The 24,049-nt window shown below is 44.0% G+C and carries 27 protein-coding genes and 1 tRNA gene; 12 read left to right on the forward strand and 16 right to left on the reverse strand.

The features are described 5' to 3' along the window. On the forward strand, window positions 1–684 hold a 684-nt coding region (locus tag O8C68_01895), incomplete at its 5' end, for a PAS domain S-box protein (protein ID MCZ7394553.1). A 15-nt stretch (window positions 685–699) separates the two neighbouring features. Here O8C68_01895 and O8C68_01900 read toward each other — a convergent pair. Both O8C68_01900 and O8C68_01905 read right to left on the reverse strand, forming a co-directional pair. Next, on the reverse strand, window positions 700–1,308 hold the full coding sequence (locus O8C68_01900; GenBank protein ID MCZ7394554.1) for a hypothetical protein: 609 nt from the start codon (window positions 1,306–1,308) through the stop codon (window positions 700–702). A 79-nt stretch (window positions 1,309–1,387) separates the two neighbouring features. Then, window positions 1,388–1,690, reverse strand: coding sequence for a hypothetical protein (locus tag O8C68_01905; protein MCZ7394555.1), 303 nt, complete (start codon window positions 1,688–1,690; stop codon window positions 1,388–1,390). Between the two features lie 180 nt (window positions 1,691–1,870). On the opposite strand from O8C68_01905, the gene argB reads away from it, so the two are divergent. The 3 genes from argB to O8C68_01920 are packed head-to-tail and all read left to right on the forward strand — an operon-like array spanning window position 1,871 to window position 4,869. Beyond that, entirely contained in the window at window positions 1,871–2,755 is an 885-nt protein-coding gene (gene argB, locus O8C68_01910) for an acetylglutamate kinase (GenBank protein ID MCZ7394556.1), read from the forward strand. Between the two features lie 6 nt (window positions 2,756–2,761). Continuing rightward, window positions 2,762–3,097 (forward strand): hypothetical protein, encoded by a 336-nt coding sequence (locus O8C68_01915; GenBank protein ID MCZ7394557.1) that lies wholly within the window; start codon window positions 2,762–2,764, stop codon window positions 3,095–3,097. A 2-nt stretch (window positions 3,098–3,099) separates the two neighbouring features. Then, complete coding sequence (locus O8C68_01920; GenBank protein ID MCZ7394558.1) at window positions 3,100–4,869, forward strand: ribosome biogenesis/translation initiation ATPase RLI; 1,770 nt, start codon at window positions 3,100–3,102, stop codon at window positions 4,867–4,869. An 8-nt stretch (window positions 4,870–4,877) separates the two neighbouring features. Here O8C68_01920 and O8C68_01925 read toward each other — a convergent pair whose 3' ends face one another. The 6 genes from O8C68_01925 to O8C68_01950 all read right to left on the reverse strand — a co-directional run bounded on the left by O8C68_01925 (window position 4,878) and on the right by O8C68_01950 (window position 9,162). After that, on the reverse strand, window positions 4,878–5,324 hold the full coding sequence (locus O8C68_01925; GenBank protein ID MCZ7394559.1) for an N-6 DNA methylase: 447 nt from the start codon (window positions 5,322–5,324) through the stop codon (window positions 4,878–4,880). Beyond that, window positions 5,321–6,025 carry an N-6 DNA methylase gene (locus O8C68_01930; protein MCZ7394560.1) on the reverse strand — a complete coding sequence of 235 codons (705 nt, stop codon included), beginning with the start codon at window positions 6,023–6,025 and terminating at the stop codon, window positions 5,321–5,323. The genes O8C68_01925 and O8C68_01930 overlap by 4 nt, the downstream gene beginning before the upstream one ends. A gap of 92 nt (window positions 6,026–6,117) precedes the next feature. Next, window positions 6,118–6,675, reverse strand: a complete 558-nt coding sequence (locus tag O8C68_01935) for a nucleotidyltransferase domain-containing protein (protein MCZ7394561.1) — start codon at window positions 6,673–6,675, stop codon at window positions 6,118–6,120. A gap of 70 nt (window positions 6,676–6,745) precedes the next feature. Then, window positions 6,746–7,162, reverse strand: coding sequence for a DUF86 domain-containing protein (locus tag O8C68_01940; GenBank protein MCZ7394562.1), 417 nt, complete (start codon window positions 7,160–7,162; stop codon window positions 6,746–6,748). Next, window positions 7,159–7,557 carry a nucleotidyltransferase domain-containing protein gene (locus tag O8C68_01945; GenBank protein MCZ7394563.1) on the reverse strand — a complete coding sequence of 133 codons (399 nt, stop codon included), beginning with the start codon at window positions 7,555–7,557 and terminating at the stop codon, window positions 7,159–7,161. The genes O8C68_01940 and O8C68_01945 overlap by 4 nt, the downstream gene beginning before the upstream one ends. 153 nt (window positions 7,558–7,710) lie before the next feature. Next, window positions 7,711–9,162: a restriction endonuclease subunit S gene (locus O8C68_01950; protein MCZ7394564.1), complete on the reverse strand. Its 1,452-nt coding sequence runs from the start codon at window positions 9,160–9,162 to the stop codon at window positions 7,711–7,713. Between the two features lie 243 nt (window positions 9,163–9,405). Between O8C68_01950 and O8C68_01955 the strand changes: the two genes are divergently transcribed. Then, window positions 9,406–9,669 carry a type II toxin-antitoxin system HicB family antitoxin gene (locus O8C68_01955; GenBank protein MCZ7394565.1) on the forward strand — a complete coding sequence of 88 codons (264 nt, stop codon included), beginning with the start codon at window positions 9,406–9,408 and terminating at the stop codon, window positions 9,667–9,669. After that, the gene (locus O8C68_01960) at window positions 9,662–9,892 is read left to right on the forward strand and encodes a type II toxin-antitoxin system HicA family toxin (protein MCZ7394566.1); all 231 of its coding nucleotides are present in this window, start codon (window positions 9,662–9,664) and stop codon (window positions 9,890–9,892) included. Before O8C68_01955 ends, O8C68_01960 begins: the two co-directional genes overlap by 8 nt. A 194-nt stretch (window positions 9,893–10,086) precedes the next feature. Here O8C68_01960 and O8C68_01965 read toward each other — a convergent pair whose 3' ends face one another. The 3 genes from O8C68_01965 to O8C68_01975 are packed head-to-tail and all read right to left on the reverse strand — an operon-like array spanning window position 10,087 to window position 14,891. Then, complete coding sequence (locus O8C68_01965; GenBank protein ID MCZ7394567.1) at window positions 10,087–10,563, reverse strand: hypothetical protein; 477 nt, start codon at window positions 10,561–10,563, stop codon at window positions 10,087–10,089. After that, a complete protein-coding gene (locus O8C68_01970; GenBank protein MCZ7394568.1) occupies window positions 10,541–12,037 on the reverse strand; it encodes a hypothetical protein in 1,497 nt (498 codons plus the stop codon). The genes O8C68_01965 and O8C68_01970 overlap by 23 nt, the downstream gene beginning before the upstream one ends. 58 nt (window positions 12,038–12,095) lie before the next feature. Beyond that, complete coding sequence (locus O8C68_01975; GenBank protein MCZ7394569.1) at window positions 12,096–14,891, reverse strand: DEAD/DEAH box helicase family protein; 2,796 nt, start codon at window positions 14,889–14,891, stop codon at window positions 12,096–12,098. A 90-nt stretch (window positions 14,892–14,981) separates the two neighbouring features. Between O8C68_01975 and O8C68_01980 the strand changes: the two genes are divergently transcribed. The 4 genes from O8C68_01980 to O8C68_01995 all read left to right on the forward strand — a co-directional run bounded on the left by O8C68_01980 (window position 14,982) and on the right by O8C68_01995 (window position 18,337). Then, a complete protein-coding gene (locus O8C68_01980) occupies window positions 14,982–16,151 on the forward strand; it encodes a Coenzyme F420 hydrogenase/dehydrogenase, beta subunit C-terminal domain (GenBank protein ID MCZ7394570.1) in 1,170 nt (389 codons plus the stop codon). A gap of 51 nt (window positions 16,152–16,202) precedes the next feature. After that, entirely contained in the window at window positions 16,203–16,379 is a 177-nt protein-coding gene (locus O8C68_01985) for a DUF5350 domain-containing protein (GenBank protein MCZ7394571.1), read from the forward strand. 218 nt (window positions 16,380–16,597) lie between these two features. Beyond that, window positions 16,598–17,134 (forward strand): type II toxin-antitoxin system CcdA family antitoxin, encoded by a 537-nt coding sequence (locus O8C68_01990; GenBank protein ID MCZ7394572.1) that lies wholly within the window; start codon window positions 16,598–16,600, stop codon window positions 17,132–17,134. Window positions 17,135–17,452: 318 nt separating this feature from the next. Further along, on the forward strand, window positions 17,453–18,337 hold the full coding sequence (locus O8C68_01995) for a phosphatase PAP2 family protein (GenBank protein ID MCZ7394573.1): 885 nt from the start codon (window positions 17,453–17,455) through the stop codon (window positions 18,335–18,337). On the opposite strand, the gene O8C68_02000 is transcribed toward O8C68_01995, so the two are convergent. Together O8C68_02000 and O8C68_02005 are read right to left on the reverse strand one after the other, a co-directional pair. Beyond that, complete coding sequence (locus O8C68_02000; protein ID MCZ7394574.1) at window positions 18,321–19,160, reverse strand: proline dehydrogenase family protein; 840 nt, start codon at window positions 19,158–19,160, stop codon at window positions 18,321–18,323. The two genes, O8C68_01995 and O8C68_02000, sit on opposite strands and share 17 nt — an antisense overlap. A gap of 128 nt (window positions 19,161–19,288) precedes the next feature. Then, window positions 19,289–19,363: transfer RNA gene (locus tag O8C68_02005), tRNA-Glu, on the reverse strand. Between the two features lie 172 nt (window positions 19,364–19,535). Here O8C68_02005 and O8C68_02010 point away from each other — a divergent pair. Together O8C68_02010 and O8C68_02015 are read left to right on the forward strand one after the other, a co-directional pair. Beyond that, a complete protein-coding gene (locus tag O8C68_02010) occupies window positions 19,536–19,952 on the forward strand; it encodes a DUF22 domain-containing protein (protein ID MCZ7394575.1) in 417 nt (138 codons plus the stop codon). 4 nt (window positions 19,953–19,956) lie between these two features. Further along, the gene (locus tag O8C68_02015) at window positions 19,957–20,460 is read left to right on the forward strand and encodes a hypothetical protein (GenBank protein MCZ7394576.1); all 504 of its coding nucleotides are present in this window, start codon (window positions 19,957–19,959) and stop codon (window positions 20,458–20,460) included. A gap of 28 nt (window positions 20,461–20,488) precedes the next feature. Here the strand turns inward: O8C68_02015 and O8C68_02020 are convergent, their stop codons facing one another. Genes O8C68_02020 through O8C68_02030 form a run of 3 tightly spaced genes read right to left on the reverse strand, consistent with a single transcriptional unit; the run spans window position 20,489 to window position 23,860 of the window. Continuing rightward, on the reverse strand, window positions 20,489–21,880 hold the full coding sequence (locus tag O8C68_02020; protein ID MCZ7394577.1) for a mannose-1-phosphate guanylyltransferase/mannose-6-phosphate isomerase: 1,392 nt from the start codon (window positions 21,878–21,880) through the stop codon (window positions 20,489–20,491). Between the two features lie 25 nt (window positions 21,881–21,905). Next, window positions 21,906–23,060: a formate--phosphoribosylaminoimidazolecarboxamide ligase family protein gene (locus O8C68_02025; protein ID MCZ7394578.1), complete on the reverse strand. Its 1,155-nt coding sequence runs from the start codon at window positions 23,058–23,060 to the stop codon at window positions 21,906–21,908. Window positions 23,061–23,113: 53 nt separating this feature from the next. Further along, window positions 23,114–23,860 carry a hypothetical protein gene (locus O8C68_02030; protein MCZ7394579.1) on the reverse strand — a complete coding sequence of 249 codons (747 nt, stop codon included), beginning with the start codon at window positions 23,858–23,860 and terminating at the stop codon, window positions 23,114–23,116. Window positions 23,861–24,049: the final 189 nt, after the last annotated feature.

Below are 24,049 nucleotides of genomic sequence, written 5' to 3' on the forward strand. Positions count from 1 at the left end.
GAAGGCATATTCCAGACCTCCATTGAAGGGGGCATCCTGGCGGCAAACCCTGCGCTGGCACACATGTTGGGCTACGAATCACAAGAGGAAATCATTACCAGTATTACCAATGCCCGGAAACTCTATGTCGAGCCAGGCCGGCGCTTGCAGTTAGTGCGCACGATTCGTGCACGCGGCATCGTGACAAATTTCGAAGCACAGATACGCCGTAAGGATGGCAGCAAGAATTGGGTTTTGATCAACGCCCATGCTCTATACGATTCCAGCGGCAACGTTGTTGGTTTGGAGGGGATGGTAACGGATATCACCAATCGCAAACGTGCTGAGAGAAATTTCCAGATGCTTATAGATTCTGCACCCGATGCCATCGTGGCTGTTGATAGTAGCTACAATATCCTTCTCATCAATACCCAGACTGAGAGTATATTTGGCTATAAGCGGGAAGAACTGCTCGGCAAATCCTATGATATCCTTATACCCGAGCGCTTCAGGGAAAAACATGCCGGGTACTGCGCCGGCTACTTTGCAGAACCAACCACGAAGAAAATGGCACTTCATCTTGGAGCAGTTGCCGTGCGTAAGGACGGAAGTGAGTTCCCCGTGGAAATTAACATGAGTCCAATTGAAACAGAGGAAGGAATTATCGTAGTAACCGACATTCGCGACAGCAGCGGGAGAATATAAGTATAGCCTCCTTTTCTATGATACTTCTGGAATTGGCATTTCAGCCTCAGGAAACATCTTTTTGGTTTTCATGAACTCCCTTGCCTTTTTAATAGCGGTAGCGTAGACAAACATCCACCCTTCATTAATAAAAATTGTGGCATCTCTTATAGTTTCTTTGCTCAGGCTCCCAGCCCCGAATTCCATCAGCAGCTGGATTGTAGCCATGCATGCTGCGGAATATTCATCCCTGTCCCTGGATTCTGTTGCGATATCGTGCAGCAGCATCTTGAAGAGGCTTCTGAATTTATTGGAAGGTATGAATTGTTTTTCTCCTGCTTTTACAAGAACGTTGATTTCAACAAGGTCGCTGATCAATGTGTTGGTTTTATCTTCTTTCCAGTATTCCATCGGGTAATCCGTGAGTTCATACTGTGCCCAGACATCCCTCAGATTTTCTTCTATCTCATCTTTATGTTCAACCCGTCTCAAAGCATATTCAGACGACTTTAATTCGGGTACGGTCGCTATATAAACCCTTAAAAGATTTCTTAGCTTCTCACCATCAACTCCTTCGACTATTTTTAAATTTTTTAGAATCTTGTATTCTATGTCGCTCAGGGTTACTGTCAAATCTTTTGGCATTTAACACCTTAGAATAAAAATCCAATTGAAGATTTTAGAACCAGATGCCGGACAAAGTCATGTGTGCGGTTAAAATTATTCATTCAATCAGCTCCGCTATGAATGTACACCGGTTCCCCCCTTCAATAACACATTCTGCGCCTTTTTTGCAGTAAAATCTGGGGTCAACGTGCTTTCTCGCCAAGCCCCCGAAGAAACCTCTTAAAATATCGCAATATTTACATCTATTGCCTAAGAGGGGTAAGCCTTTAACGTGGAATGTAACTTTTTTTTCAGATATTTCTATGGATGTCGTGATACCATCTTTTTCAAATTCCCTGTTAATATCCTCTATTTTTATGGTTTTAATGGACATTGCAGCCTGCTCACCGGCTTCGAACATCAGCACTGAATTGGCAGCCTCGGTTACGATATTATTGCACACTTCGATATAGGATTCCAAAAATTTCCTGAACAATCATTCACGCCCTTTATTTATATATAAAGTCGAATTGCATGCATATTAAGGCTTTCTCTCGATTAAGAATAACTTTAATATCCTGACTCCCCATTTTAACCCCGAATGCTCAAGCGCGAAAACATCCTCATAGAAGCCCTTCCCTACATCCGTGAGTTCTACGATTCCATCATGGTAATCAAGATGGGAGGACATGCAATCGTTGACCCCGACATAATGGAGAAGATAGTGCAGGATATCGTGCTCTTAAAATTTGTGGGAATACATCCCGTCATCGTTCACGGCGGAGGACCGGAGATCACGGAAAAGATGGAGCGCATGGGAAAGAAGCCCGAGTTTGTGGCAGGGCTTCGGGTCACGGACGACGAGACACTTGAGATAGCCAGGATGGTGCTCGTGGGCAATGTCAACAGCAAGATAGTTTCGCTCATAAACAAACACGGCGGTAAGGGTATAGGTCTTTCAGGAAGCGACGGACGGCTTATCGTGGCAAGGAAGCTCGCTCCCCAGCGCGTGAAAGTCGGCGGTGTTGAGAAGGAAATCGACCTTGGCTGGGTGGGTGAAACCGAGGTCATCAACCCCGAGATAGTGATGATACTCGCAGGCAAGGGATACATCCCTGTGATATCGCCCATAGCAACGGATGAAAAAGGCAATGACCTGAATGTGAACGCTGACACCGTGGCAGGGGATATCGCAGCCGCCCTCAAAGCCAGAAAACTCATCTCCCTTACGGATGTGCCCGGCGTTCTGCGTGACCCTAAAGACCCGCAAACGCGTATTTCAAGGATAGCGTTCGATGAGATAGAATCCCTTATAGCTGAAAACATCATAAGCGGCGGGATGATACCGAAGATAAAATCAAGTGCGTCTGCAATCGAAGGCGGCGTGGGACAGGTTCATATCATCGACGGCGGTTTGCCGCATTCCCTGCTGCTTGAACTGTTTACGCATGAAGGCATAGGTACTATGATATACAGGAAAGAGTGAACCACCGTGGCTGAAAAGGAAAAGACCGAACCTGAACCTAAAACCCAAACCCCGGATGAGCGGAAGCGGTTGTTGATCGAAGGAATTAAAAAAACGGTACTTCCGGCATTCATCAGTGCGGCTTTTGCGCTGCTTTTTTTCCTGAAATTCAGGGATGCATCCGGAATTTCCTGGGTGTCGATCATTTTGTTAGTGGTCCTGCTTTCGTATTACATCCAGAGGTTATTATATCCCTTGATCGGCGTCAGGGTAAAGGAATTTGAGGCAAAGGACTGGCTGTATGTGGAATTTTTGATCATCATCTACTTACTTGTTTTCTGGACACTATTATTAAATAAATAATTATGCGACTTGCGATTTTAGACCGTGATAGATGCCAGCCCAGGTTGTGCGGGCTTCAGTGCATAAAGTTCTGCCCCAGGGTAAGAACTGGAGACGAGACGATAATAACAGGTGAGGATGGGAAACCTGTCATATCTGAAGAATTGTGCGTGGGGTGCGGCATATGCGTCAACCGCTGCCCGTTTGGCTCGATCATGATCATAAGTTTGCCCGAGAAACTTGAGGAGCCCACGCACAGGTACGGCAGAAACGGGTTCGCCTTATACGGGCTTCCGGTGCCAGTGGTTGGAAAGGTTACAGGCATCCTCGGACCGAATGGAATCGGGAAAAGTACAGCCATAAATATACTTTCAGGAACGCTGAAGCCCAACCTGGGGCGTGGCAGGATAGGATGGGAGGAGATACTTGAATATTATGCCGGCAGCGCACTTGCCGATTACCTTGAAGGTGTATCGAAAGGAGGGGTAAAAACCTCGCAGAAGCCGCAGTACGTGGACATGATTCCCAAGAAATTCAAAGGCACTGTCGCAAGCCTGCTAACAAGGACTGACGAGAGAGGAATACTGGATGAGCTGTTATCCAAACTCGACATCGCAGGCATCACAGACCGCAAGATCGAAGAATTAAGCGGCGGGGAGCTGCAGAGGGTTGCGCTTGCGGCATGTGTGGCAAAGGAAGCGGATTTCTATTTCATTGACGAGATAAGCCCTTATCTTGATATTTACCAGAGAATAAAAGCGGCACATATTATCAGGGAGCTTGCGCAGAATAAAGCAGTGATGGTTGTTGAGCATGACCTTGCGATACTGGATTTGCTCGCAGATGTAGTGCATATCGCATACGGCACGCCGGGAGGTTTCGGTGTGATTACCCATCCTAAAGGCATCAGGGTAGGGATCAACGAATATCTCAAGGGTTTCCTGCGCGAGGAAAACGTCAGGATACGCACGGAAGCCATCAAGTTCGATGTGCATGCGCCCCAGATTGCGAAGGAGGTCTCTCCTCTTATGACCTTTGGACGATTCGCGAAAAAATACGATGAAGGCTTCGAGCTTGCGGCGCAGGGCGGGGAGATAAGGAAGGGCGAAGTCACAGGCATTGTGGGTCCGAACGGCATCGGAAAATCTACTTTCGTGAAGATACTGGCAGGGGAAATACAGCCCACTGAGGGCAAGATAGAGATGAATATCAAGGTGTCCTACAAGCCCCAGTATATCAAAGCAGATGAGCCTGTGATGGTTTCTGAGCTTCTTCGCTCCCTGACAACTCAGGTTGATACCAGCTATTACGAGACTGAGATCCTAAGACCGCTTCAGATTGAGCGGCTCCTTAACCAGAAGGTGAATGATCTGAGCGGCGGGGAGCTTCAGAGGGTGGCGATAGCTGCGTGTTTATCACGGACGGCAGACCTGTATCTTCTGGATGAACCCTCGGCGCATCTTGATGTTGAGCAGAGGGTGCTGGCTACGAAGGTTATCCGGAGATTTGCCGAGAACAATAAAGTTACAGCAATGGTAGTTGACCACGATATCTACATGATAGACATGCTGAGCGACAGGCTCCTTGTGTTCGAGGGAGAGCCCATGAAGAGGGGAGAGGTGCACGGACCTTTTGACATGAGGCAGGGCATGAACAGGTTCCTTAAAGGCATTGGAATCACGTTCAGGCGGGATGAGGAGACCAAGAGACCGAGGGTGAATAAGCTTGACTCGCAGCTTGACAGGAGGCAGAAGGCGGAAGGGGAGTATTATTACAGCGTGGCGGGGAGTTAAGATGAAAATTATTTTATCCCCAAATCTACCTTTATACTGCTGAACTCCTCCAACGCAGATTCAAGGTTTTCTGCAATATCCCTTGCAATAACATCAGGGTCGGGGAGGTTCTCAGAATCTTCAAGACTTTCATCCTTCAGCCAGAATATATCAAGGCTTAACTTATCCCTTGATACAAGTTCTTCATAAGTATATGCTCGCCATCTGCCGTCTTGTGTTTCCGGGGTCCACGTGGGCTTTCTCTCGTGACGATTCTTCGGGTTGTAGCACTTGATGAAATCCAGGAGGTCTTCATATTTCAGCGTGTTTGTTTTGAGCGTAAAGTGCATATTGGTTCTTAAATCGTATATCCAGAGCTTCTCAGTCCATGGCTTTTCGCTGGCATGTTTCCTGTCGAAGAAAAGCACGTTGGCTTTTACCCCTTGTGCGTAAAACACGCCTGTTGGAAGCCTCAAAAGAGTATGAACATCGCATTCCTGCAGCAGCTTTCTCCACACAGGCGAGCGGCGTTGTCAACTATCTCATACCCCCTGAACGTATCGAACCTGAGAAACTTTTTCTGCTCCTTGTCCATCGAATGCTTTGAGATATAATCATGCGCCGCCAGAAGGAAGCCGCCTGTGCCGCATGCAGGGTCGCAGACCGTCATTCCAGCCTGCGGTTTTATGACCTCGACCATGGCTTTGATTAGCGGTCTTGGGGTGAAATACTGTCCTGCGCCGCTCTTTATGTCCTCGGCGTTCTTCTGCAAAAGCCCCTCGTAAATCTCACCTTTAACATCAATGTCCAGCCCAACCCAGGTTTCATCATTGATTAGCTCGACTAAACGCTTAAGTTTCGCTGGATCCTGAATCCTATTCTGGGATTTTCTGAAAATAACGCCAAGCATACCTTTCCCTTTTCCCAGAGTCTCAAGGATGTGGCGGTAATGGGTTTCAAGTGCATCGCCATCTTTTTCAAGAAGGCTGTGCCAGTTAAGGTCTTTAGGGATTGTGGACGGCTTGTTGAAAGGCGGTTTTGTCTGCTCTTCAGCCATTTTCAAAAACAGAAGATAGGTCAACTGCTCCACATAATCGCCGTAGCTCACGCCGTCGTCGCGGAGCACATTGCAGTAGTTCCAGAGACGCTGCACGATTGTTGATGATTCGTTTGCCATTTAAACCAGCCTCCGGATAGCTTCTAAAAAGGCTTTTGCAGAGCTTATTGCAACAGTAGCATCTTTTTCTTTGACTTTTATCTTTTCCAAGTTCATTCCACCACCGGTCTTGTTCCAAATAAAACAATCCCTTCAGTGATAACATCTATGTAAAAAGCTTTGTTCTTTTCAGCCTGTTCTTTCCATTCCGAAGGTGTGAATATGATTAAAGAGGTCTCTTTTCCTAAAAGTTCCGATAACCGCAGGTCTAATTTTTCCGCTGATAAAGAAATTGCAAGAAGGTCGATGTCGCTTGTTTCATCGTTTTCTCCTTTTGCAAAGCTGCCATAAAGAACCAGTGAACTTAACCCGGGAAGCCTTTCTTTCAGGAATTCTACGATGCCTTTTTCCTCAAGCCAGGCAAGATTATAAGCTGTCTTCAGGTGTTTGAAGGCAGGGCTTGCCATGTTGGCTTTGTACAGTATCTGGTTTTTGAATTCTTCCCTGACCAACAGCCTGTCCTGAACAAGCAGGTCAATAGCGCGTTTGACGGTCATCGGGCTGATATCCAGTATTCTGGAAGCTTCCCTGAGATAGTACCGCTCATATGGGTTCTTGATGAAAAGTTCGAGAACTTTTAATTGTGTAATTTTTTGATACAACTGTATCATATAATAAACAATTGTATCATAAAGTTAATAAACCTTGCGCACGATTCTCCTTTTTTAGTCCAAATCGTAATTAAGAGATATACTTCAAAATCTTCTTAACAAACTCCCGAATATCTTTCAGGTCTTCTGACATAATAATAAAAAGCCTTTTCGTGTCTATCTTGCCGTATCTGTGCACAAGGAGATTTCTAAACTGCGCCATCTCCTGAAGCTTTGAAGATAAAACATGGTCTATAATTCCTTCTTCTTCAAGAACATTATAAATATCTTTGTAATCATCTGCGCGTCTGAAACCTCTTTCAGCTATTATGTGACTGCCTATGTCAAGACATGCCTCGATTGCTTCCTGCAATGAGTGTTTAGCAGCCTGAATATCCTTGAAGTTGCTTGAGAATGAATCGAATCCCTGTGACCTGATTTCTTCAATGAGCTGAAGATTCTCATCAATGAGGTCAATCATGGCATTAATGACTTCGCTGCTTATCATACTCCAAGCCTCGCTCGCCTTGCGGCATCGTACATTTCAAGGTGAGGTTTGAAATCGTAATATTGAGCTAAAGAGGAGGTTTCAAATTCTATTCGTTTTTTCTCGTCCTTGGAGTGCAGAAGCTTCCCGTACCTTAATACCTGGCTTTTAAATCTCAAGGTCGAGCCGTTTAGAACCCTCACATCAACTTTCTTTTTTTCAACCAGAGCCTTTTCGAGCTTTATCGCAAGCCTTGAAGGATATAAGGGGTCTTTTTCAAGGATATTTTCATCTTTTAAGTAAATAGCAATGTCAATGTCGCTTTTTTCGTCCTGAATGCCTTTTGCGTATGAGCCGAAAAGGTAAGCGAAGAGGACTTCATAATCTTTTTCCAGTACTCTTGTTATGTTTTCCACGTAAGATAAATGTCTAAAGGGTTTTATAAACTCTTTGAATCAAGGGGGATGGTCAAATCTTGAAATTAAATTTCAAGATGATGCGTGGTTCCCCGCCGTCAGGCGGCGCCTCACGGGGGTCTGGGGCTTGCCCCAGCGCTTGCAGAAGTAAAGTTAGCGCTTGCTCCTGCCTTTTTTGATTTCTAATATTTTCTGAAGGCGTATCTTCTCCAGCAGCACGCTTGCAGGCTCATCATTCGCATCCTGCGCAACAAGCTTTCCCTCGAACGCCTTTTTCAGTATGCTCTGCCGCAGCCGCCCTGCCTGCGCGAGGCTCTGCTCCACATTTCTTGCGACCTCATCCGCTACAGAGAGGCGGCGCTCGACATCGGCGACGATGCGGCGCTGCTCAGCGAGGGGAGGGAGAGGCAAGACAATTCTCTTAACAATACTTGTATTTAAATTTGGTTGAGCTGCACCTTGATTTATCTGGCGAAGTTTCTTTGTTTGACTAAAAAGAAAAAAATACAAATACAATTTCAAAGTCTCTTCAAGACCTAACAAAGCAACAGAGCCGTCATTAATACAACCACTTATCAAAGTAATTTTTGGAACACCCAGAGTTGCACCACTATTTGTAAGCAAAAATGTTCCTTCATCAATAAATCTACTAGCTTTTTTACCTTCTTCGGTAACAAAATTTTCGACAGAAGTAAGATATATTTTTTTATCTTTTGTGATTTCTCCAACTGTAATCCATGGAATGTTGCCTCCAAAATATTTTGGATTTCCTGCTGGACGAGGTGATGCTCCTCTTACAACTTCTGATAGCTGATCTATGTTCACCCAATGCCACCCCTCCGGCAGCGCAGACAAACCACTCATATCCGGCGCCGCTGGCTCTTTGTACTTCCCACCTTTGCTCTTTTCCCGCCGCTCCTTTAAGATGCGCGCCAGCAGCACATCCGCAGGCTCATAATCGCGCCCCTCGGCTTTCACTAATTCAGCCTCGGTCGGCACAAGTTTACCCTCGCAGGCGGCTTTCAAGACTGACTGGCGGTAGAGCTTCAACTGCGCCTGCGTCTTTTTGAGCGCCGAAACGCCTGCGTCCAGTTTTGTGAAAAGCTCTTCGATTATCGTTACGATGCGGTGCTGTTCGGGGAGAGGGGGGAGGGGGATTTGAATTTGTTTTAACTTTGATGCATTGACATTAGGAATGGCTATACCAAGACTTTTTTCCGAGATAGAATCCCAATACAATGGACTTTTTATGAAACATGCTAAATATTTTTCATCGATTAGAGGTCTAAACCTAATTAGATAGGAGGCAAATACAGCTTCTTTTGGATTCTTAATAAGATGACTATAACCAACAGAACCAGCCCTTGAAATAATAATATCTCCATCTTTCAATAAGTATTTCTCTTTTTCAGGTGGTTCTTCCTTGCAAAATGGAACTGTACTCCAATCAATATTTCCTGAAGTTATGTCAGTAGTTCTCAACAAATGAAGTGATCCTTTTGATATCGCACTTGTCGTCCAACCGTATTGAGGGTCTAAACAGACTTCCCCCAGCCTCGCCCACACCCAGCCTCCGGGGAGTTCAGGCAGTGCGCCCTCGCTCATCCCGCCAGCGCCTCCCGCGCCTCTTTAAAAATCAGCCGCCGATGAACGCCCCGAGTCGCGCCTCGGGAGGGCGCATCCACGGATGACGCGCGCGGATTGGTGAAAGGCGCAAATATTTCATCATCCTGCATATCCAGATTTTTCATCATCTTCAACCCTGAGGTGTTAATAAGATACTGCTATGTATAAAAAAGTATATCAGGATGATAAGTTAAAATACAGAATGCAAAATTGGTGATCCTGATGCTTATAGATTATATTAACAAAGCGTTGAGCAAAGCTGAATACGATAAGCTCGAAGATGGTAGCTTTTCCGGCAGAATACCACAATGTCCGGGTGTTATCGCTTTTGGGAAGACGCTTTTTGAGTGCCAGAAAGAACTTGAATCAGTCCTTGAAGGCTGGCTCATAGTCAAAATACGGCACGGCGATACATTGCCAGTGATAGATCATCTGGATATCAATGCAGGTATCCCGCAAGGCAATGAGGCTGCGGCTCATGCCTAAATGGAAGCCATGCAAACGCAGAATTTTTATCAAAAAACTGGTAAAATTGGGTTTCAATCCGCCTGAACCTGGCGGACGACATTTCTATATGCGATACGGCACCAAAGTTCTAACAATTCCAAGCAACGATGAATATTCAGTCCCGCAGCTTAAAATGATGATCAAAGAATTGCAGAAACTCATCGGAAGAATAATAGCTCTGGAAGAATGGGAAGAACTTTAATCCGTATATCCAGATTTCTCAGCCTCGTCCACACCCAGCCTCCGGGGAGTTCAGGCAGCGCGCCCTCGCTCATTCTGCCAGCGCCTCCCGCACCACTCTATTAATTAGCCGCAGATGAACGCAGATAAACGCAGATACGCAAGCGGCGCCGGATTGATTGCGATATTGACCCAATAACATCGTATAAATCCCATTCATAATTGTTTCATAAAGGAGATTCCTGGTATGGATTCTGCTGAGAAAGCAGGTTTGACTAATTCAGTATCATGAACATCCCACAGGCTCTGGAGAAAATTTGTTGGTACATAATAGAACGACTGAGGCGGCTTAAAATCTTTAAAAATATTAAACGGGTCTATAGGCTCATGAAAACTATCGACATCACTAATTTCAATTGCAAACGCAACATCAGAATTTTTGAAATATGCAAAAAAATCTTTTTTTGATATTCCGGCATTCTCAGAACATAGCTTCCATATCCTCTCCGGAGAATCCTTTAAGATTTGTTCAATCTCAAAAGCGGCAATGATTTTACTCACTGGCGAACAGGAATAAATATAGACCTTCTCTATGTCATTCCTTTTAAAAATTGACCTCCTGAACTCGTATTTTTTTGTGCCTTTTACTATTTTCTCAGCATATTTAGGCTTAACTGATAGTAAAACGTTCATCCAGTTTCCCTCCTTTCTTGATCGCCACATACTGATTATGATTTAATTCCATTATTGACTGCGGCGCATATTGTATTATTTTATGATTACGAAGATAATTTAAGTCCGGCGGATTTGGTAGATTAAGATGATGTCTGAAAAGAAGAACTAAAACAGGTTTTTGCGCCATATCCTTGATTTCGTCATAAAGATAAACGCTTCTTTGCCCCACAATTGCTGCTACCTTATCTGGCTGATTTGTGTGAACGGGTTCTTGGTCAACAATTCCTATTGATGTTATCGCTTTCTGGTCATGAGAACGATAAAAAAGAAGAATGTCTCCCGGTCTTATTTTCGTGATTGCTGAATGCGAAAGATATGCCTTTTTAATGGCATTCCCCGGAATATTAATCTCAGAATAATCAGTAATTCTCATCTGGCGTTTCTTAAAATCCGGAAAAAGCCTATCATGATATTCAGGTATGATAGGGACTAAAAATTTTCTAATGCTTGGAGAGTCCTTAAAAGATGGATAAAATTTTTTCGCTAAATTCAACGACGACAAATCATTTTCTTTCGGAATGAGCTTTTTAAGATAGACCTCCTCTTTTTCCTTCTTCCCTCTACGTTCTTCTAAAAAACCCACGAGTTCAAACCCAAAGTTCTCAATGAGCGGTATCAGCCGATCATTCTGTTTTCGATAATGGGTGAGAAACGTCTCAAAAATCTGGTTACCAATGCAGTATTGAAATGCCATTTTTAAAAAAAGCTCTCCCAGTTTAGAACCGGGTATATCGACTTTTAAGGTAGCAATCTTTAGCCTTTTAGCAGCTGTTATAGGAGGAGATGTCGGAATAGGCTCATCTTCCTCTTTCAACATCAATAGTCCTTTAATCATATCATTTTCATGATAAACCCAGCATTTTCTATCTTGTATTGAAACTTTTTTAAACCAATCCGTGAAATCCGGATAATCCTCTTTTAGAGAATCGAAAAATGGATCCTCTATCTTAAGGTTACGAACAAAATCTTCTTCTAAAAGTGGATGGCGTATTACTTTTCGTGCGTAAAGGTTCTTAAAGTAATCCAGCGCCGAATCAATGGACAGCGCGCGATCTTCAAGATTTGCTCGGACTGCTTTCTTCTGAAGCCCATAATCTTCAGTAATTAAAAAATCAGCAGCATTTCTCTGGATTGCGAAAAGGATTTCATTATCGTTTATTTCATTGGAATTGGATGATACCCCCACAACTGATAAAAATTCATCAGTTGGTTTTGGAGGAGACTCTATTCGCGGATAACCCTCAATTTTTGATAAAATAACCTTTTTTCGTTGCTCATCTTTATCATTGTTTATATCTTTCAATGATGCCGGATGAATGAATATATGATGCCCATGCTCACGAAATATCTTAAGCAAGTCCTGAAGATTTTTAGATAACTCCTTTGGGTCTTCAACATGAATCAGGATATTTGTATCAAAAATTACTTTCATTGAGATACCCTTATTGTTTTCAATATATATCGCTTTAGAGAGGACTGTGAAAGTAATATCATGCCACCAGCGCCTCATTTAGCTCTTCTAAGATATTATCCAATCCCTTGCCGAACAGTTGATAAGCCCTAACAGCCCCTCCCTTCTGGTTAAAAGGCACGTTCTCAAAGTCCCCTATCTCAATGCCAAGCGACGAAGCGATATGGTCTTTTATCATTACAAGCCACTCCACCTGCGCCTCTGTGAACCTCACCCCCGCCCTCTCCTGCTCCGCGCGCCACCTCTCAAAGCGCTGGTTCACCGTTTCAGGGAAAGGCTCAAGTATATCGCTCTTTCCCGCGGCATAGCGTATCAAAGAAATGATGTCTGTCAGAAGCTTCTGCGCCCCCGCGCCCCTTACTTTTGATATATCCAGTTGTTCATATGCCTGCCAGAGCAACTCAGGCGTAAGACGATAAGGCGGCTTCTTAATCGCCTCTGCAATCTCTCTTATCTCCTCGTAAGTAAGGTGGCGACTGCCATAGGGCTTGCTGTAAATGATCTGGAGCGCCGTAATTTCATCCCTGTTCTCCTCTATGAACTTTTTAAAGGTTTCAACGATGCTGCGCGCCTTTATTTTTGCCTGCTCGTCAAAACCTGAGAAGCTCACAGCGTCCTTACTCACAGTGTCAATGATCTGCTCGTTTCTTTTCTTGATGTCAATAATGGCATTCCTGAGTTTCGGAACCTCAAAAGGCGCACAGGCGCTCTTTGCAAGCTCCGCCCCAGCTTTCTTGATCTCATCCCCTGTCGGCGTCTCTGTATTGAAAATCTCCTTTGCCTTCTCGAGCTTCTTATCGGGGTCAACCGCATCCAGGAGGTTGTTAATGATCTCTTTTAATGATTTCCCATCCGCAGCTTTCTGGATCTCTGACCTGTCTTTTTCTTCGATTTCCCTGTCCATCCTCGCAAGCCTTCCTGCTAGCGAGGTAATGGTGTCCTCATCCTTGTTACCAAGTGCTACTGACATTATGAGCTTATCAAACGCCACGCTCTTCTTTCGCTCAAGTGGGCGCGAATCTGTCTTATCGTTCTCGCATACGCCCACGGCATCCACTATCATAAAATGCGTTTTGGTGGAAGCGCCGGGAGTAATGGCTTTAAAATCCGTGGAAGAAATAGTACGCGTCCCGCGCCCTTTCATCTGTTCAAAAAGCACACGTGATTTGACATCGCGCATGAACAGCAGGCATTCAAGCGGTTTGATATCCGTGCCTGTTGATATCATATCTACGGTCACTGCTATGCGCGGGTTGTAGGAATTGCGGAAGCTTGCTATCAGGTCTTCAGGCTTTGCGCCTTCGGTTTTATACGTGATCTTCTTGCAGAACTCATTACCCTTCCCGAACTCCTCTCTTATGATATGTACAATATCCTCAGCATGTGAATCATCCTTGGCAAACACAAGGGTCTTTGGGATTTCCGCCCTTCCTGGGAATATCTCGGTAAAGAGCTTATCCCTGAACGTCCTGACAACAGTCCGTATCTGGTCTTGCGCCACAACGCTTCGGTCAAGTTGGTCAGGGGCATATTCAAAAGGCTCGTCCAGTTGCTCCCAACGCACCTTTCTTGTGAGCTTATCCCTTTTGTCCACGAAGTCCCCGGCTTCGACCTTACTTCCTTTTTCAGTGATATCGGTTTTAATGCGGTACACTTCATAGCCCACATTCACGCCGTCCGCAACCGCGCGCTCATGGCTGTATTCCATGACAAGGTTCTGGTTAAAAAATCCCAGCGTTTGCTTGGATGGAGTGGCTGTTAACCCGATCAGGAATGCATCAAAATATTCAAGCACCTGCCGCCAGACTTTGTATATGGAGCGGTGACACTCGTCAGTAACGATAAAATCAAAAGTCTCGATAGGTATTTGAGGATTGTAGGAAACATCCTTTTCAGTACCATCCGGGGAGATCTCAAAAAGTGAAGGCTCTTCGTTTTCGGGTTCAAACTCTGTCTCTCCCCTGAGCATCGAATAGAGTCTCTGGATCGTGGTGATACAAACCTTGCTAACAGGATCGATAGTATTTGATGTCAGATGCTGGACATTATAAAGCTCTGTAAACTTCCTGCCGTCGTCAGGTGTAACATACTGCTGGAACTCTTTTTTTGTCTGGCGCCCCAGGTTGCTCCTGTCCACTAAAAAGAGCACCCTTTTTGCACCTGCGAATTTTATCAGGCGGTAAATGAAACTCACGGCTGTATAAGTCTTGCCGCTTCCTGTTGCCATCTGGATAAGTGCCCGTGGTCTTGCTTCTGAAAAGGATTGTTCAAGGTTCTGGATAGCTTCAAACTGGCAATCTCTCAAACCTTCTTTGTTGAGAGGTATTGTTGATGGCATCTTTTTGAGACTTGTCCTGAGAGTCTCCTTCTGCAAGCTCAATTCCTTAAGGGTTTCAGGCTTATGAAAAGCAAAAACCCTTCGCGAGCGCGCATCCGGGTCTCTTGTATCCCTGAAAAGAGTTTCTATGCCTGTGCTTTCATAGGAAAAGGGAAGAGGTTCCTGAACATGAGGGAGTCCTTCCGGAATTCCAGTTAAGTATTTTTCAGATTGTTCAGCCACTCCACTTAACGTTGTCCCTTCAGGCTTTGCCTCTACCACTCCTACGGCCTCTCTATCAACAAAATTTAAATAATCAGCAGCGCCGGATTTTAAGGGAAATTCACGAACCGCTACGCCAAGAGAAGCTCCCAGATTTAAATCACGCAAATCCTGGATATTCCAACCTGCCGCTTCAAGTAGTTGGTCGATCCGTTGCCTTGCTTTTTCTTCAGGTTTCATCCTTACGACCCGTTTATAAGCATCAAGTGTCTTCATTTAATATAACAGTTTGTTATCCATAACGCTTTACCAAATAAAAGAGACATACAGAAATCATTTTAACCTTCCGAATAAAACTAACATCTAATGGCAATCGACCCCATCTGCAAAAAAACCATTGACGAAACCACACCCTTCAAATCCACCTACAAAAACAAAGAGTACTATTTCTGCTCCGAAGAATGCAAGCGAAAGTTCGACGAGCTTGACAAAAGCGTAATCCGCGTGCGCCGCTCCTTAAAAGACAAAGAGAGAATCTCCTTCGGCAAACTCAAGCGCGAGATCATAGACCCCGGCATCTGCACGCTCTGCGGCGCCTGTGTGTCAAGCTGTGAAGTCCTGGAAATCGTAGCAGGCAAGCCCGCGCTCCAAGGACCGTGCACCGCATGCGGCGTGTGCTACAACCAGTGCCCCCGCACCATAACCACGGAATCAAGCCTTATAGGGAACGTGCGCGATGTCTTCACTGCGAAAACCCTTATTCCCGAGGTGAAAGGGCAGGACGGCGGCGTTGTGACCTCCATGCTGCTGTACGGGCTTGAAGAAGGGCTGATCGACAGTGCAGTCGTCACGGTGAAAAGCGAGGAAGAGCCCTGGAAACCCGTGCCCATAGTGGCGCAGACGAGGGAAGAGATACTGCGCTCGGCAGGCTCCATATACGTGCATTCATTGACCATGGAATCGCTGATGAGTGCAATAAAAAGAGGCTCTCGCTCCATAGGTTTTGTGGGTCCTTCCTGCAACATCGATGCTGTGTACAAGATGCAGAACTCGCCGTACGGTCTATTGCACATGTTCATGAGGGCGAATATATTGAAACTGGGTCTTTTCTGCATGGACACGTTTTATTACGACGGCTTGAAGGCATTCCTTGAATCGTTGGGCATTCCTCTATCCTCGGTCAAGGAAATGAAGATCCGCAAAGGGAAGTTCAGGATTAAAGCTGAGTCTGAGCATGTATTTCCTTTAAGCGACCTTGACACGATTCGAAGCGGCTCCTGCATGGTCTGCACCGATTTAACGGCAGAAAAGGCAGACCTCTCCTTCGGAGGCGTGGGGTCAAAGGAAGGTTACACCACGGTACTGGCGCGCACCGGGCTTGGTCTTGAGCTTTTCCAGGATGCGGAGGACAGGGGATATATCAAGATAGAGCACCTTGAAAGAGAAGGGCTTGAGCGGGTTCTGCACCAGGCTAAATCCAAGAAGGTGCAGATGTACATGATAAAGAAAAGAATTGAAAAGGGGAAAGGTATATGAATAAATGGAATTATTGTGGAGCCATACAAATTTACTGGAGGATATAATTACATGGGAAAAACAGGCACGACAAAATGGGGAAGGGTTAAAGGCAGGAAAGGAAATGTAATAATGGTCCCTGAAGCCGAACTAGCCTACAAACGCCCTGGACCTGCGCAGCGATACACTTCCGAAGGCAAAAAGCGCCGGAAGATTAAGCGCTCACCAAAAGCTCTTGTAAAAGCGTAATTTTTGATTAGATGGACTGCCTCAGGCATCTATCTATTCTTGGTTTCAAAACAAACTCTTTTTTGGTATACGATTGGTTTAGGTTTAGATTCTATCGTTTATTATTGCATTTTAGCCGTTTCTGAAATATTATTATATACGTACCAATAATAATAAAAATATACGTATAGATAGAAAACTATTTAAGCATACGTACACATTATGAAATAAAGATACGTATGCAATCTGAGAAAAAGAAATTAACACTTTCAATAAATTCAGAAGTAATTGAAAAAGCGAAAAAGTTAGGTCTCAATCTTTCTGAAATCACTGAAAAAGCACTAAAAATATCTTCGTTAAGTCCAGACGACAATATAGTAACACCTGATAAATTGCGTGAAGTTTATATAGATGTCCTTAAAAAAATATCAGAAATACTTAAAAAATGGAACGCCAGATTAGAAATAGGATCTCAGGATGACTTGGCAGTATATACCGATTCTCTCGGAAAAAAAAGCTACCACAATACTAATTCGAAGTATATTTTATCGCCATATCTGGTTGAACTATGGAGTGAAAATAATCCATCTGATGAACCCGATATAATTTGGTTTTTTGATGATGAAAAATTACCAGTTACTCGCTTTTACAATCCTGAAAAAATTATTATTAATTTAGTTGATACATTGTATAATAAAGCTAATAAAAATAAAGAAGTTCTTGATAAATTACAGGTTTTAAAAAATATTTTAGAATTGTCTGGATTATCAAAATAATCTTAATAAAATTAATGGTGAATTAATGGCTAACAAAATAGAAAATCCTGAAATAATTAAAACATCTATTCACCACGATATTTGGGTTAAAACATGTCCGTATACAATTAATTTAGTTAAACACACCATCCTATTTTTTCTAACAATTTTAATAATTTGGTTTACGATTAAACTGACTGAACTTTTGTTTCCAAATTTACCTTTCGCAGTAAAAATTTTAGTATACCTTTCTGAAGTAGCATTAATAATTCATTTCGCTAAGGAAAGCATATTCGAAACTTTTTCGTCTATTCATCTTTCAATGAAGTAAGAAAAATTATGTTAGAACCCGTGCAATTCCTGTTCAATGACAACATCAACATATACCTTCAGAGTGTTGGAAATCCCTCACTTGATGTATTATTTAAAGCTATAACCACCATCGGCAGCGAGCCTTCATATATTCTTCTAGCTTCGCTCATCTTCTGGTGCTTTGGCAAAAAAACAGGCATAAGAGCAATGTACGTCATTCTTTTTTCAGCATTCGCCGCAATATTTGCAAAAAACCTGTTCGCCATGCCAAGACCGCCTGAATACCTCCATAAAATCCAGGAGAACGATTTCGGATTCCCGAGCGGTCATGCGTTTGTATCATCGGGTTTCTGGGGATATCTCGGCGGCATGATTAAGAATTATTGGCTCATATCTGTGGGCGCCGTAGCAATCCTGTCCATTTCCTTATCGCGGATTTATCTGGGTGTCCATTACCTCGGCGATGTGGTAGGCGGGATTATATTCGGACTTTTAATGGCATTAATTTCCTTAAAGGCTGAGCCGGGAATAACCAGTAGATTGGAAAAGCTGGGTCGCATTCCGGGATATTTCGTTGCTTTGATGCTCCCTGTAATATTGGTAGCTATCGCTATCATGCAGCACAATATTTTAATAGAGCAGGAGGAGGTAGGACTTGTGATGGCAGGCATCGGCGCGGGCTACCTGCTTGAGGAAGAGCGTGTCGGATTTGCGGATGCAACGAATAACAGGCAGAGGATTAAGAGAGCGGTCATGGGAATAGTAGTGCTGGGAATAATTTATTTGATCTCAAGCGTATTATTATCGATAAATCCCAATTTTATATTTTTCAAATATGCTGCACTTGGATTTGCCTCGACCTTTATCGCCCCCTGGGTGATTACAAAGATTGAGTTTAAAAATCAAAAATAGACCGCAGTATCAGCAGTATATTCCGCTTCCTTTCCCTTATCCTGCGCACTGAGTACGGGAACCAGTGCTTTCCATAAGGGATATAATCAACTACTGCAAGACCTTTTTTTACAAGCTCATGTTTTAGTTCTTCTCTCACTCCCATGAGCATCTGGAATTCAAGCCTCTTCTGGTGCGTTTTGTTAGCCTCAAGTGCCTCGTTAATCAATAGCTCGTCATGGGTTGCGATCGCGAAAAAAAGGCTTTTATAGAAAAGGTATCCCATGAGTTTTGAGAAATTAATGGTGACGTCCCTGCGGCTTGTGTATGCAATATCGCTTTTTTCCCCGTATGCGCCCTTGACGAGCCGGATGATGCCCCCTTCAGCAGCTATCCGTTTCACATCATTCTCGCTTCTTTTCAGGTTGGACTGTATTGCAATGCCCACTTTTTTATATTTCTTGAAAATCTCAAGGTAAATGTCAATGGTTTCTTCCGTATAGGGCGAGTTCTCCATATCAATCCAGACAAAGATGTTTTTTGAAGCTGCTGCGCTTACAATTATCTCCACGTTGGAGAGGCAAAGGCGCTTTTCAATCTCAAGCCCAAGCTGCGTGAGTTTTATAGAAAAGGAAGCATTGAGCTTCGATTCCTCTATAGCCTGGAGGATGCGGAGATTCTCTTGTATGTTCTTACTTGCCTCTGCCTCTTCCTTTACATGCTCCCCGAGGAAATTGATGATGGCGCCTATGCCTGATATGTTTGATCTCCTTGTGCATGAGATGGCATCAGCCAAGGTCTCGCCCGCAATCCACTGGCGCGCTAACCTGATTAAAAGGCTCATTCTTTAATAAAAAGCTCTTGTTCTACTTAAGAACAGCGATGACAAATAACTACCTCAGTTTTCTTGTACGGTATTATATGCCTTTGTACATAAGGACGAAGCTAGTAGGATTTTTACTAATTACAATATGCTCCGATGGGGATTTGAACCCCAGTCGTCAGAGTGAGAGTCTGACATGATTGGCCGTGCTACACTATCGGAGCGGGATTCTTTGAAAGTCTCTACTTTGTTATTAAAGTTTCGTTATGTTCGCTGATTTCTGGTTTATGATTATATTTGGATAATTATTTAATATCACTATTAATTATTATAATGATTAAACATGATAAACTATATGTACTATGACGTTTTATTAACTCACAGGGTGAAACCTTTATGAGTGAAATCGTAAATGTGGTTTCCCGTGATAACGGGAAGGTAACGAGAAAAAAAGTGAAGGCATCGCCGTATGAATTTACCATAGCCACAAGGGCAAAATGGGAAATGGTCATTGCGGACGAGGATGTTACTATCGGGGCTGGGAAACTTGAGCGCGTGAAGGTAAAAGACATTAAAGTGCAGAAGGACATGCTTGCAATGCCCTGCGCCTTCAGCCACCATCCAATCGTTTCGGTAATAAAGGTCGGGGCAAGAGAAGGGCCGGCTCCGGTGGAGACAGACAGAACCATAAATATAGCTTACGTCATGGGGCAGGAATCGGGCGAAATCAAGAAAGGAGACCTGCTTTCTGTGCTCAACCTGTATCCCATAATGTTCACGCGTGAGGCTACCAAACCAGTGCTGGTCGGGTGAGAATATGGATACCTGCAAAATATGCAATGGCGTGCAGGACTCAAAAAACTACAAGGGCTACAATATATGCACAGAATGCTCAGACCTGATGGAAGACCTCATGAGTGAATATTTCCTGAGAACGCTAAGAGAGGGCTCGAATACAAAAACAGGGTACCAGAAATATCTTGAGCATGGGAAAGAGTATATCAGCGACTACCAGAGGATAAGAAAAAACAGCAAGCGCCACATCAAGCACATGGAAGAGCATGTGCACGAGGAGATGCAGAAAGGCGCTGAAGGTGGAAAGCAGAGGTATCTTGAAAGGTTGCTCCAGACCATCAACTGGCTTGAGCGCTGTCCAGAGTTCTACAACTACTATTTCAAGGAGTACTACGTCTGCCCAAACTGCGGCGCATCCATATTCGACCACTATGATAAGCAGGACGTCGGGGACTGGCTCATGATAACGTGCGATAAGTGCGATACTGTCATCAAGAAGTATTTCTCGCCGAAGTTTGTGAGCTAACCCTTTTTATTTTTTACGGGAAACTTTTTCACATCCTTCCGTATTCATCTTCAAATCTTACAATGTCGTCCTCACCCACATAATCACCAAGCTGCACTTCTATGATCTCAAGCGGGATTGTTCCAGGGTTTGATAATCTGTGCTTCGTGCCAGGCTTGATAAATGTACTTTCTCCATCTTGTAAATGGTATTCTTCTCCATCCACATTCACAAGTGCCTCTCCTTTTACAACTACCCAGTGCTCGCTCCTGTGATTGTGCAGCTGAAGGCTGAGTTTCTCACCCGGCGTGACCCTTATATTTTTTATCTTGTGTCTTTTTGAATATTCAAGTACAGTATATGAGCCCCATGGCCTGTAGACGGTCTGGTGAAAGAGCACCCTTTCGTCTTTCCTTTCTTTCAGCGCGGCAACAACATCCTTAACTTTCTGGCAGCTTTTTCTCGGGCACACGAGCAGTGCATCTGGTGTATCCACGACCACCATGTCATTGACATCTATGAGCGATACTGCCTTGTCCTGTTTTGAGTATAAGAGGTTACCCGTGGAATTTATCGAGATATCATCGCAGTTATAGGTAGCATTCCCGTGTTCATTCTTCCCGGTTTCTGCAAACATAGACTCAAAATCTCCCAGGTCGCTCCATTTGTATGCGAGCCTGACAACCGCTACCCTTTGTGATTTCTCCAGTATGCCGTAGTCAATTGAAATGGAGGGGAGTTCTTGATATATCTGCCGAATCTCTTTGTGGGATGCGAATGCGGAAAAGATGTCCTGCGCATGGGTTTTAAGCTCTTCAAAAAAAACTTTGGTAGAGAACACGAACATGCCGCTGTTCCAGAGGCATCCTTCTTCACGATATTTGATTGCCTCATCAAGTTTCGGCTTCTCCCTGAACTCGATGACCCTGAAGCCTTTGTCTATGGTCTCACCTGGTTTTATGTATCCATAGCCTGTATGAGGCGACGCTGGTGCAATCCCGAAAGTCACAAGATTTTCAGCAGCCAATTCTCCGGCATCTGAAATAGTATCCATGGCTTCCATGTCCAGCATGTGGTCTGAAGGGAATACGCCAACGGCACAATTGCCGAATCGCTTCTCTATCTCGCGCATCCCGAAACATATTGCAGGAAGTGTATTCTTTCCCTTAGGTTCAATGAGTATGTTGTCTTTCGGGATATCAATCCCGAGTTCCTCCATCTGCCCTGTAACAAAGAATTTCTGGGCTTCATTGGTAACTGTAAATATCTCTGAGGGTTCGGATACCTTGAGGCATCGCTTCACAGTGTCCTGAAAAAGCGAGGTCTCACCGAATTTCAAGAACTGTTTCGGGTATTGTTCCCTGCTCAAAGGCCAAAGGCGCGTGCCCGATCCACCTGCAAGTATTATGGATTTTATGTTTCTTTTTCTATCTGCGTTCATCTGTGTTCATCTGCGGTTATTTAAATCACGTCACTATCTCTTCCACCCTTTCCTGTTCGATAGCATGCTTTATCTCCATTGCCACTCTACGACCTGTGCTCATGGGTTTGCGCCACAGCGTATTGCCGTAAGGATGCCCCACAGACACATGCACGTTGGTGCCTCCACCCACGCGGGGCGCCACGTCGTACACATAGAAATTCAGGTCCTTGTCCACGCATGTCTGGAGACAGAACGGTCCTATTATCCCGGGATTATAGTATTTTTGGGTCGCCCTGACGTATTTCTCAGCAAGTTCGAATACATCCTCCAATAATGATTCACGCAGCGTGGCTGAATTGTGCCCGCATACCGTATATTCAGGCACAAGCTGCCGCTCATTCAGCGTCAGTTGCTGGGGGGCAGGCAACCGCACGTGCCCGTCCAGGCTTGTTTCAAACCTCCAGTCTATGCCGAGCAGTTCAATCCTGCTCATCTCCTCCTCTATGGGTGAATAGAACATATCAAGGTTAAAAACAGGTCCGATTATATATCGCTCGATTCTTGCATTTGCAAGCGCCTCTTGTGTGATTATCCCCTGTCTTAGGAACGCCTCTGATTTTTGTTTGAATTCAGAAAAAGATGCTGCTGTGAAGAACCCGCGCTCAAGTTTCTTTACCGCATGGGGGAGTTTCACCATCACAAGGCTGTCGATATCTTCGGGTTTTTCAATTTTTTCAGGATATGGGAGACCTGCTTTTTCAAGCAGCCAATAATAATCCCGCTCAATGCCCCGCTCCTCGCTTCTAAGCAGGTTCCGGCTTCCGAACATCGGCACCCTGAAATCATCTTCGATCTCATCTATGCCGCAATAAGAAGTAAAGGAGCGATTTGGAATGAAAATCGTATTCTTATCCCGCAGTTTCTGTTGATTTTTATTTTTAAGCATTTCATCGAATCTGGTATAAACATCCGTGGTGTCAATAATCCCGCGGATGAGTTTTCCGTTTCGTCTCCGCGCCTTGAAATATTCCGTATAAGTCTTCTCGCGTCCTTTCTCGCACACAGCGTATGTCCTGAATCCTTCTTCCACAGCGCCGTCGCATACGTCTAACGCAGAATGTGATGCCAGTACCCCGATTGTGGTTTTATCGAAGTCATATCCGGATAATACTTCGATTATTTCCTTCTTTTCAATCATATTCATCTCTTGGTCTTATACGTCTATGAAGATTACGATTTCGAAAAGTTGCTTTATTTTTGAACTTCCGCAATTATTATGTTAGAGCGCCCTTTTTTTATTTTTTTAATTAAAGCCCTGTCTTCCAGATCGTCCAGCATCAGACTGACCTTTGCTTCTGAGTGTGCCATTTTTTTCCTCACATCCTTTTGTGTCGTTCTTCCGCCCATTTTTAGTATTGTATCATAGAGATTACGAAGGTCTTCTGGAAGTTCTTTGTGCGCGGTTTCTGCTAGATTTTCAGGAGGCAATTCCCGGGTCTTATCTTTAATAGATTCAATCGCTATGCCCTTTTTTTTCTTAATCCAGTAAATGAGCATTAAAGCAGAGAATGCTAAAATTAAGAAGATTATAATATAGTAATTTGGGTGGTATTCACTTTTTATATCCATACCGCTGGTCAGGTTTATGTCGCCAAGATACTCGTATTCTGAATCCGTAGGAGGAAAGAGCAGAAGATCATGCACGAAATCCCCTTCTCTGTCTATCCGGATTTCCTCTTCTGTGGTATATTCAAGGATATTATTGCGGTAGTATTTTGCTTTGATTAAATAACTTCCAGGTGAAAGATTGAATGAATACGTTCCTGTTGTAGCGACCACATACTGTCCTGGCGTGGAGTTCACCTCCACGATTGCGTCCTTAAGAGGGTTCTCAAAATCCGACCATTCGTAAATGGTGCCGTGTAAGGTTGCAGCCTGCGCGCCGGTAATGAAGACTATAAATAGAATTCCCAAGAAAAACCTACTTCTCGTGAACACAATAGTCTAATCTTAAAAGAGAATATATATAGTTTAGTATAAAGTTAAAAAAGCATTTATAAAGGTTTGTAAAGGATTCGAAAGCCTAAAAAAGATTGAATTTTTAATCATATACAAGTATATTTATCTATTCTGTGATTATAGTATCGGATACACAATCGCAGGAATAGTTGGCGATTGAACAAAAAA

This window comes from Candidatus Methanoperedens sp. (assembly GCA_027460525.1).
Classification (GTDB): domain Archaea; phylum Halobacteriota; class Methanosarcinia; order Methanosarcinales; family Methanoperedenaceae; genus Methanoperedens.

Excerpts from the sequence above, each read along its gene's own strand:
- O8C68_01900 (MCZ7394554.1), bottom strand. The coding sequence starts at position 1,308 with ATGCCAAAAGATTTGACAGTAACCCTGAGCGACATAGAATACAAGATT.
- O8C68_01905 (MCZ7394555.1), bottom strand. The coding sequence starts at position 1,690 with ATGTTCGAAGCCGGTGAGCAGGCTGCAATGTCCATTAAAACCATAAAA.
- argB (MCZ7394556.1), top strand. The coding sequence starts at position 1,871 with ATGCTCAAGCGCGAAAACATCCTCATAGAAGCCCTTCCCTACATCCGT.
- O8C68_01920 (MCZ7394558.1), top strand. The coding sequence starts at position 3,100 with ATGCGACTTGCGATTTTAGACCGTGATAGATGCCAGCCCAGGTTGTGC.
- O8C68_01930 (MCZ7394560.1), bottom strand. The coding sequence starts at position 6,025 with ATGGCAAACGAATCATCAACAATCGTGCAGCGTCTCTGGAACTACTGC.
- O8C68_01935 (MCZ7394561.1), bottom strand. The coding sequence starts at position 6,675 with ATGATACAGTTGTATCAAAAAATTACACAATTAAAAGTTCTCGAACTT.
- O8C68_01940 (MCZ7394562.1), bottom strand. The coding sequence starts at position 7,162 with ATGATAAGCAGCGAAGTCATTAATGCCATGATTGACCTCATTGATGAG.
- O8C68_01950 (MCZ7394564.1), bottom strand. The coding sequence starts at position 9,162 with ATGAGCGAGGGCGCACTGCCTGAACTCCCCGGAGGCTGGGTGTGGGCG.
- O8C68_01955 (MCZ7394565.1), top strand. The coding sequence starts at position 9,406 with ATGCTTATAGATTATATTAACAAAGCGTTGAGCAAAGCTGAATACGAT.
- O8C68_01960 (MCZ7394566.1), top strand. The coding sequence starts at position 9,662 with ATGCCTAAATGGAAGCCATGCAAACGCAGAATTTTTATCAAAAAACTG.
- O8C68_01965 (MCZ7394567.1), bottom strand. The coding sequence starts at position 10,563 with ATGAACGTTTTACTATCAGTTAAGCCTAAATATGCTGAGAAAATAGTA.
- O8C68_01970 (MCZ7394568.1), bottom strand. The coding sequence starts at position 12,037 with ATGAAAGTAATTTTTGATACAAATATCCTGATTCATGTTGAAGACCCA.
- O8C68_01975 (MCZ7394569.1), bottom strand. The coding sequence starts at position 14,891 with ATGAAGACACTTGATGCTTATAAACGGGTCGTAAGGATGAAACCTGAA.
- O8C68_01980 (MCZ7394570.1), top strand. The coding sequence starts at position 14,982 with ATGGCAATCGACCCCATCTGCAAAAAAACCATTGACGAAACCACACCC.
- O8C68_01985 (MCZ7394571.1), top strand. The coding sequence starts at position 16,203 with ATGGGAAAAACAGGCACGACAAAATGGGGAAGGGTTAAAGGCAGGAAA.
- O8C68_01990 (MCZ7394572.1), top strand. The coding sequence starts at position 16,598 with ATGCAATCTGAGAAAAAGAAATTAACACTTTCAATAAATTCAGAAGTA.
- O8C68_01995 (MCZ7394573.1), top strand. The coding sequence starts at position 17,453 with ATGTTAGAACCCGTGCAATTCCTGTTCAATGACAACATCAACATATAC.
- O8C68_02000 (MCZ7394574.1), bottom strand. The coding sequence starts at position 19,160 with ATGAGCCTTTTAATCAGGTTAGCGCGCCAGTGGATTGCGGGCGAGACC.
- O8C68_02010 (MCZ7394575.1), top strand. The coding sequence starts at position 19,536 with ATGAGTGAAATCGTAAATGTGGTTTCCCGTGATAACGGGAAGGTAACG.
- O8C68_02015 (MCZ7394576.1), top strand. The coding sequence starts at position 19,957 with ATGGATACCTGCAAAATATGCAATGGCGTGCAGGACTCAAAAAACTAC.
- O8C68_02020 (MCZ7394577.1), bottom strand. The coding sequence starts at position 21,880 with ATGAACGCAGATAGAAAAAGAAACATAAAATCCATAATACTTGCAGGT.
- O8C68_02025 (MCZ7394578.1), bottom strand. The coding sequence starts at position 23,060 with ATGATTGAAAAGAAGGAAATAATCGAAGTATTATCCGGATATGACTTC.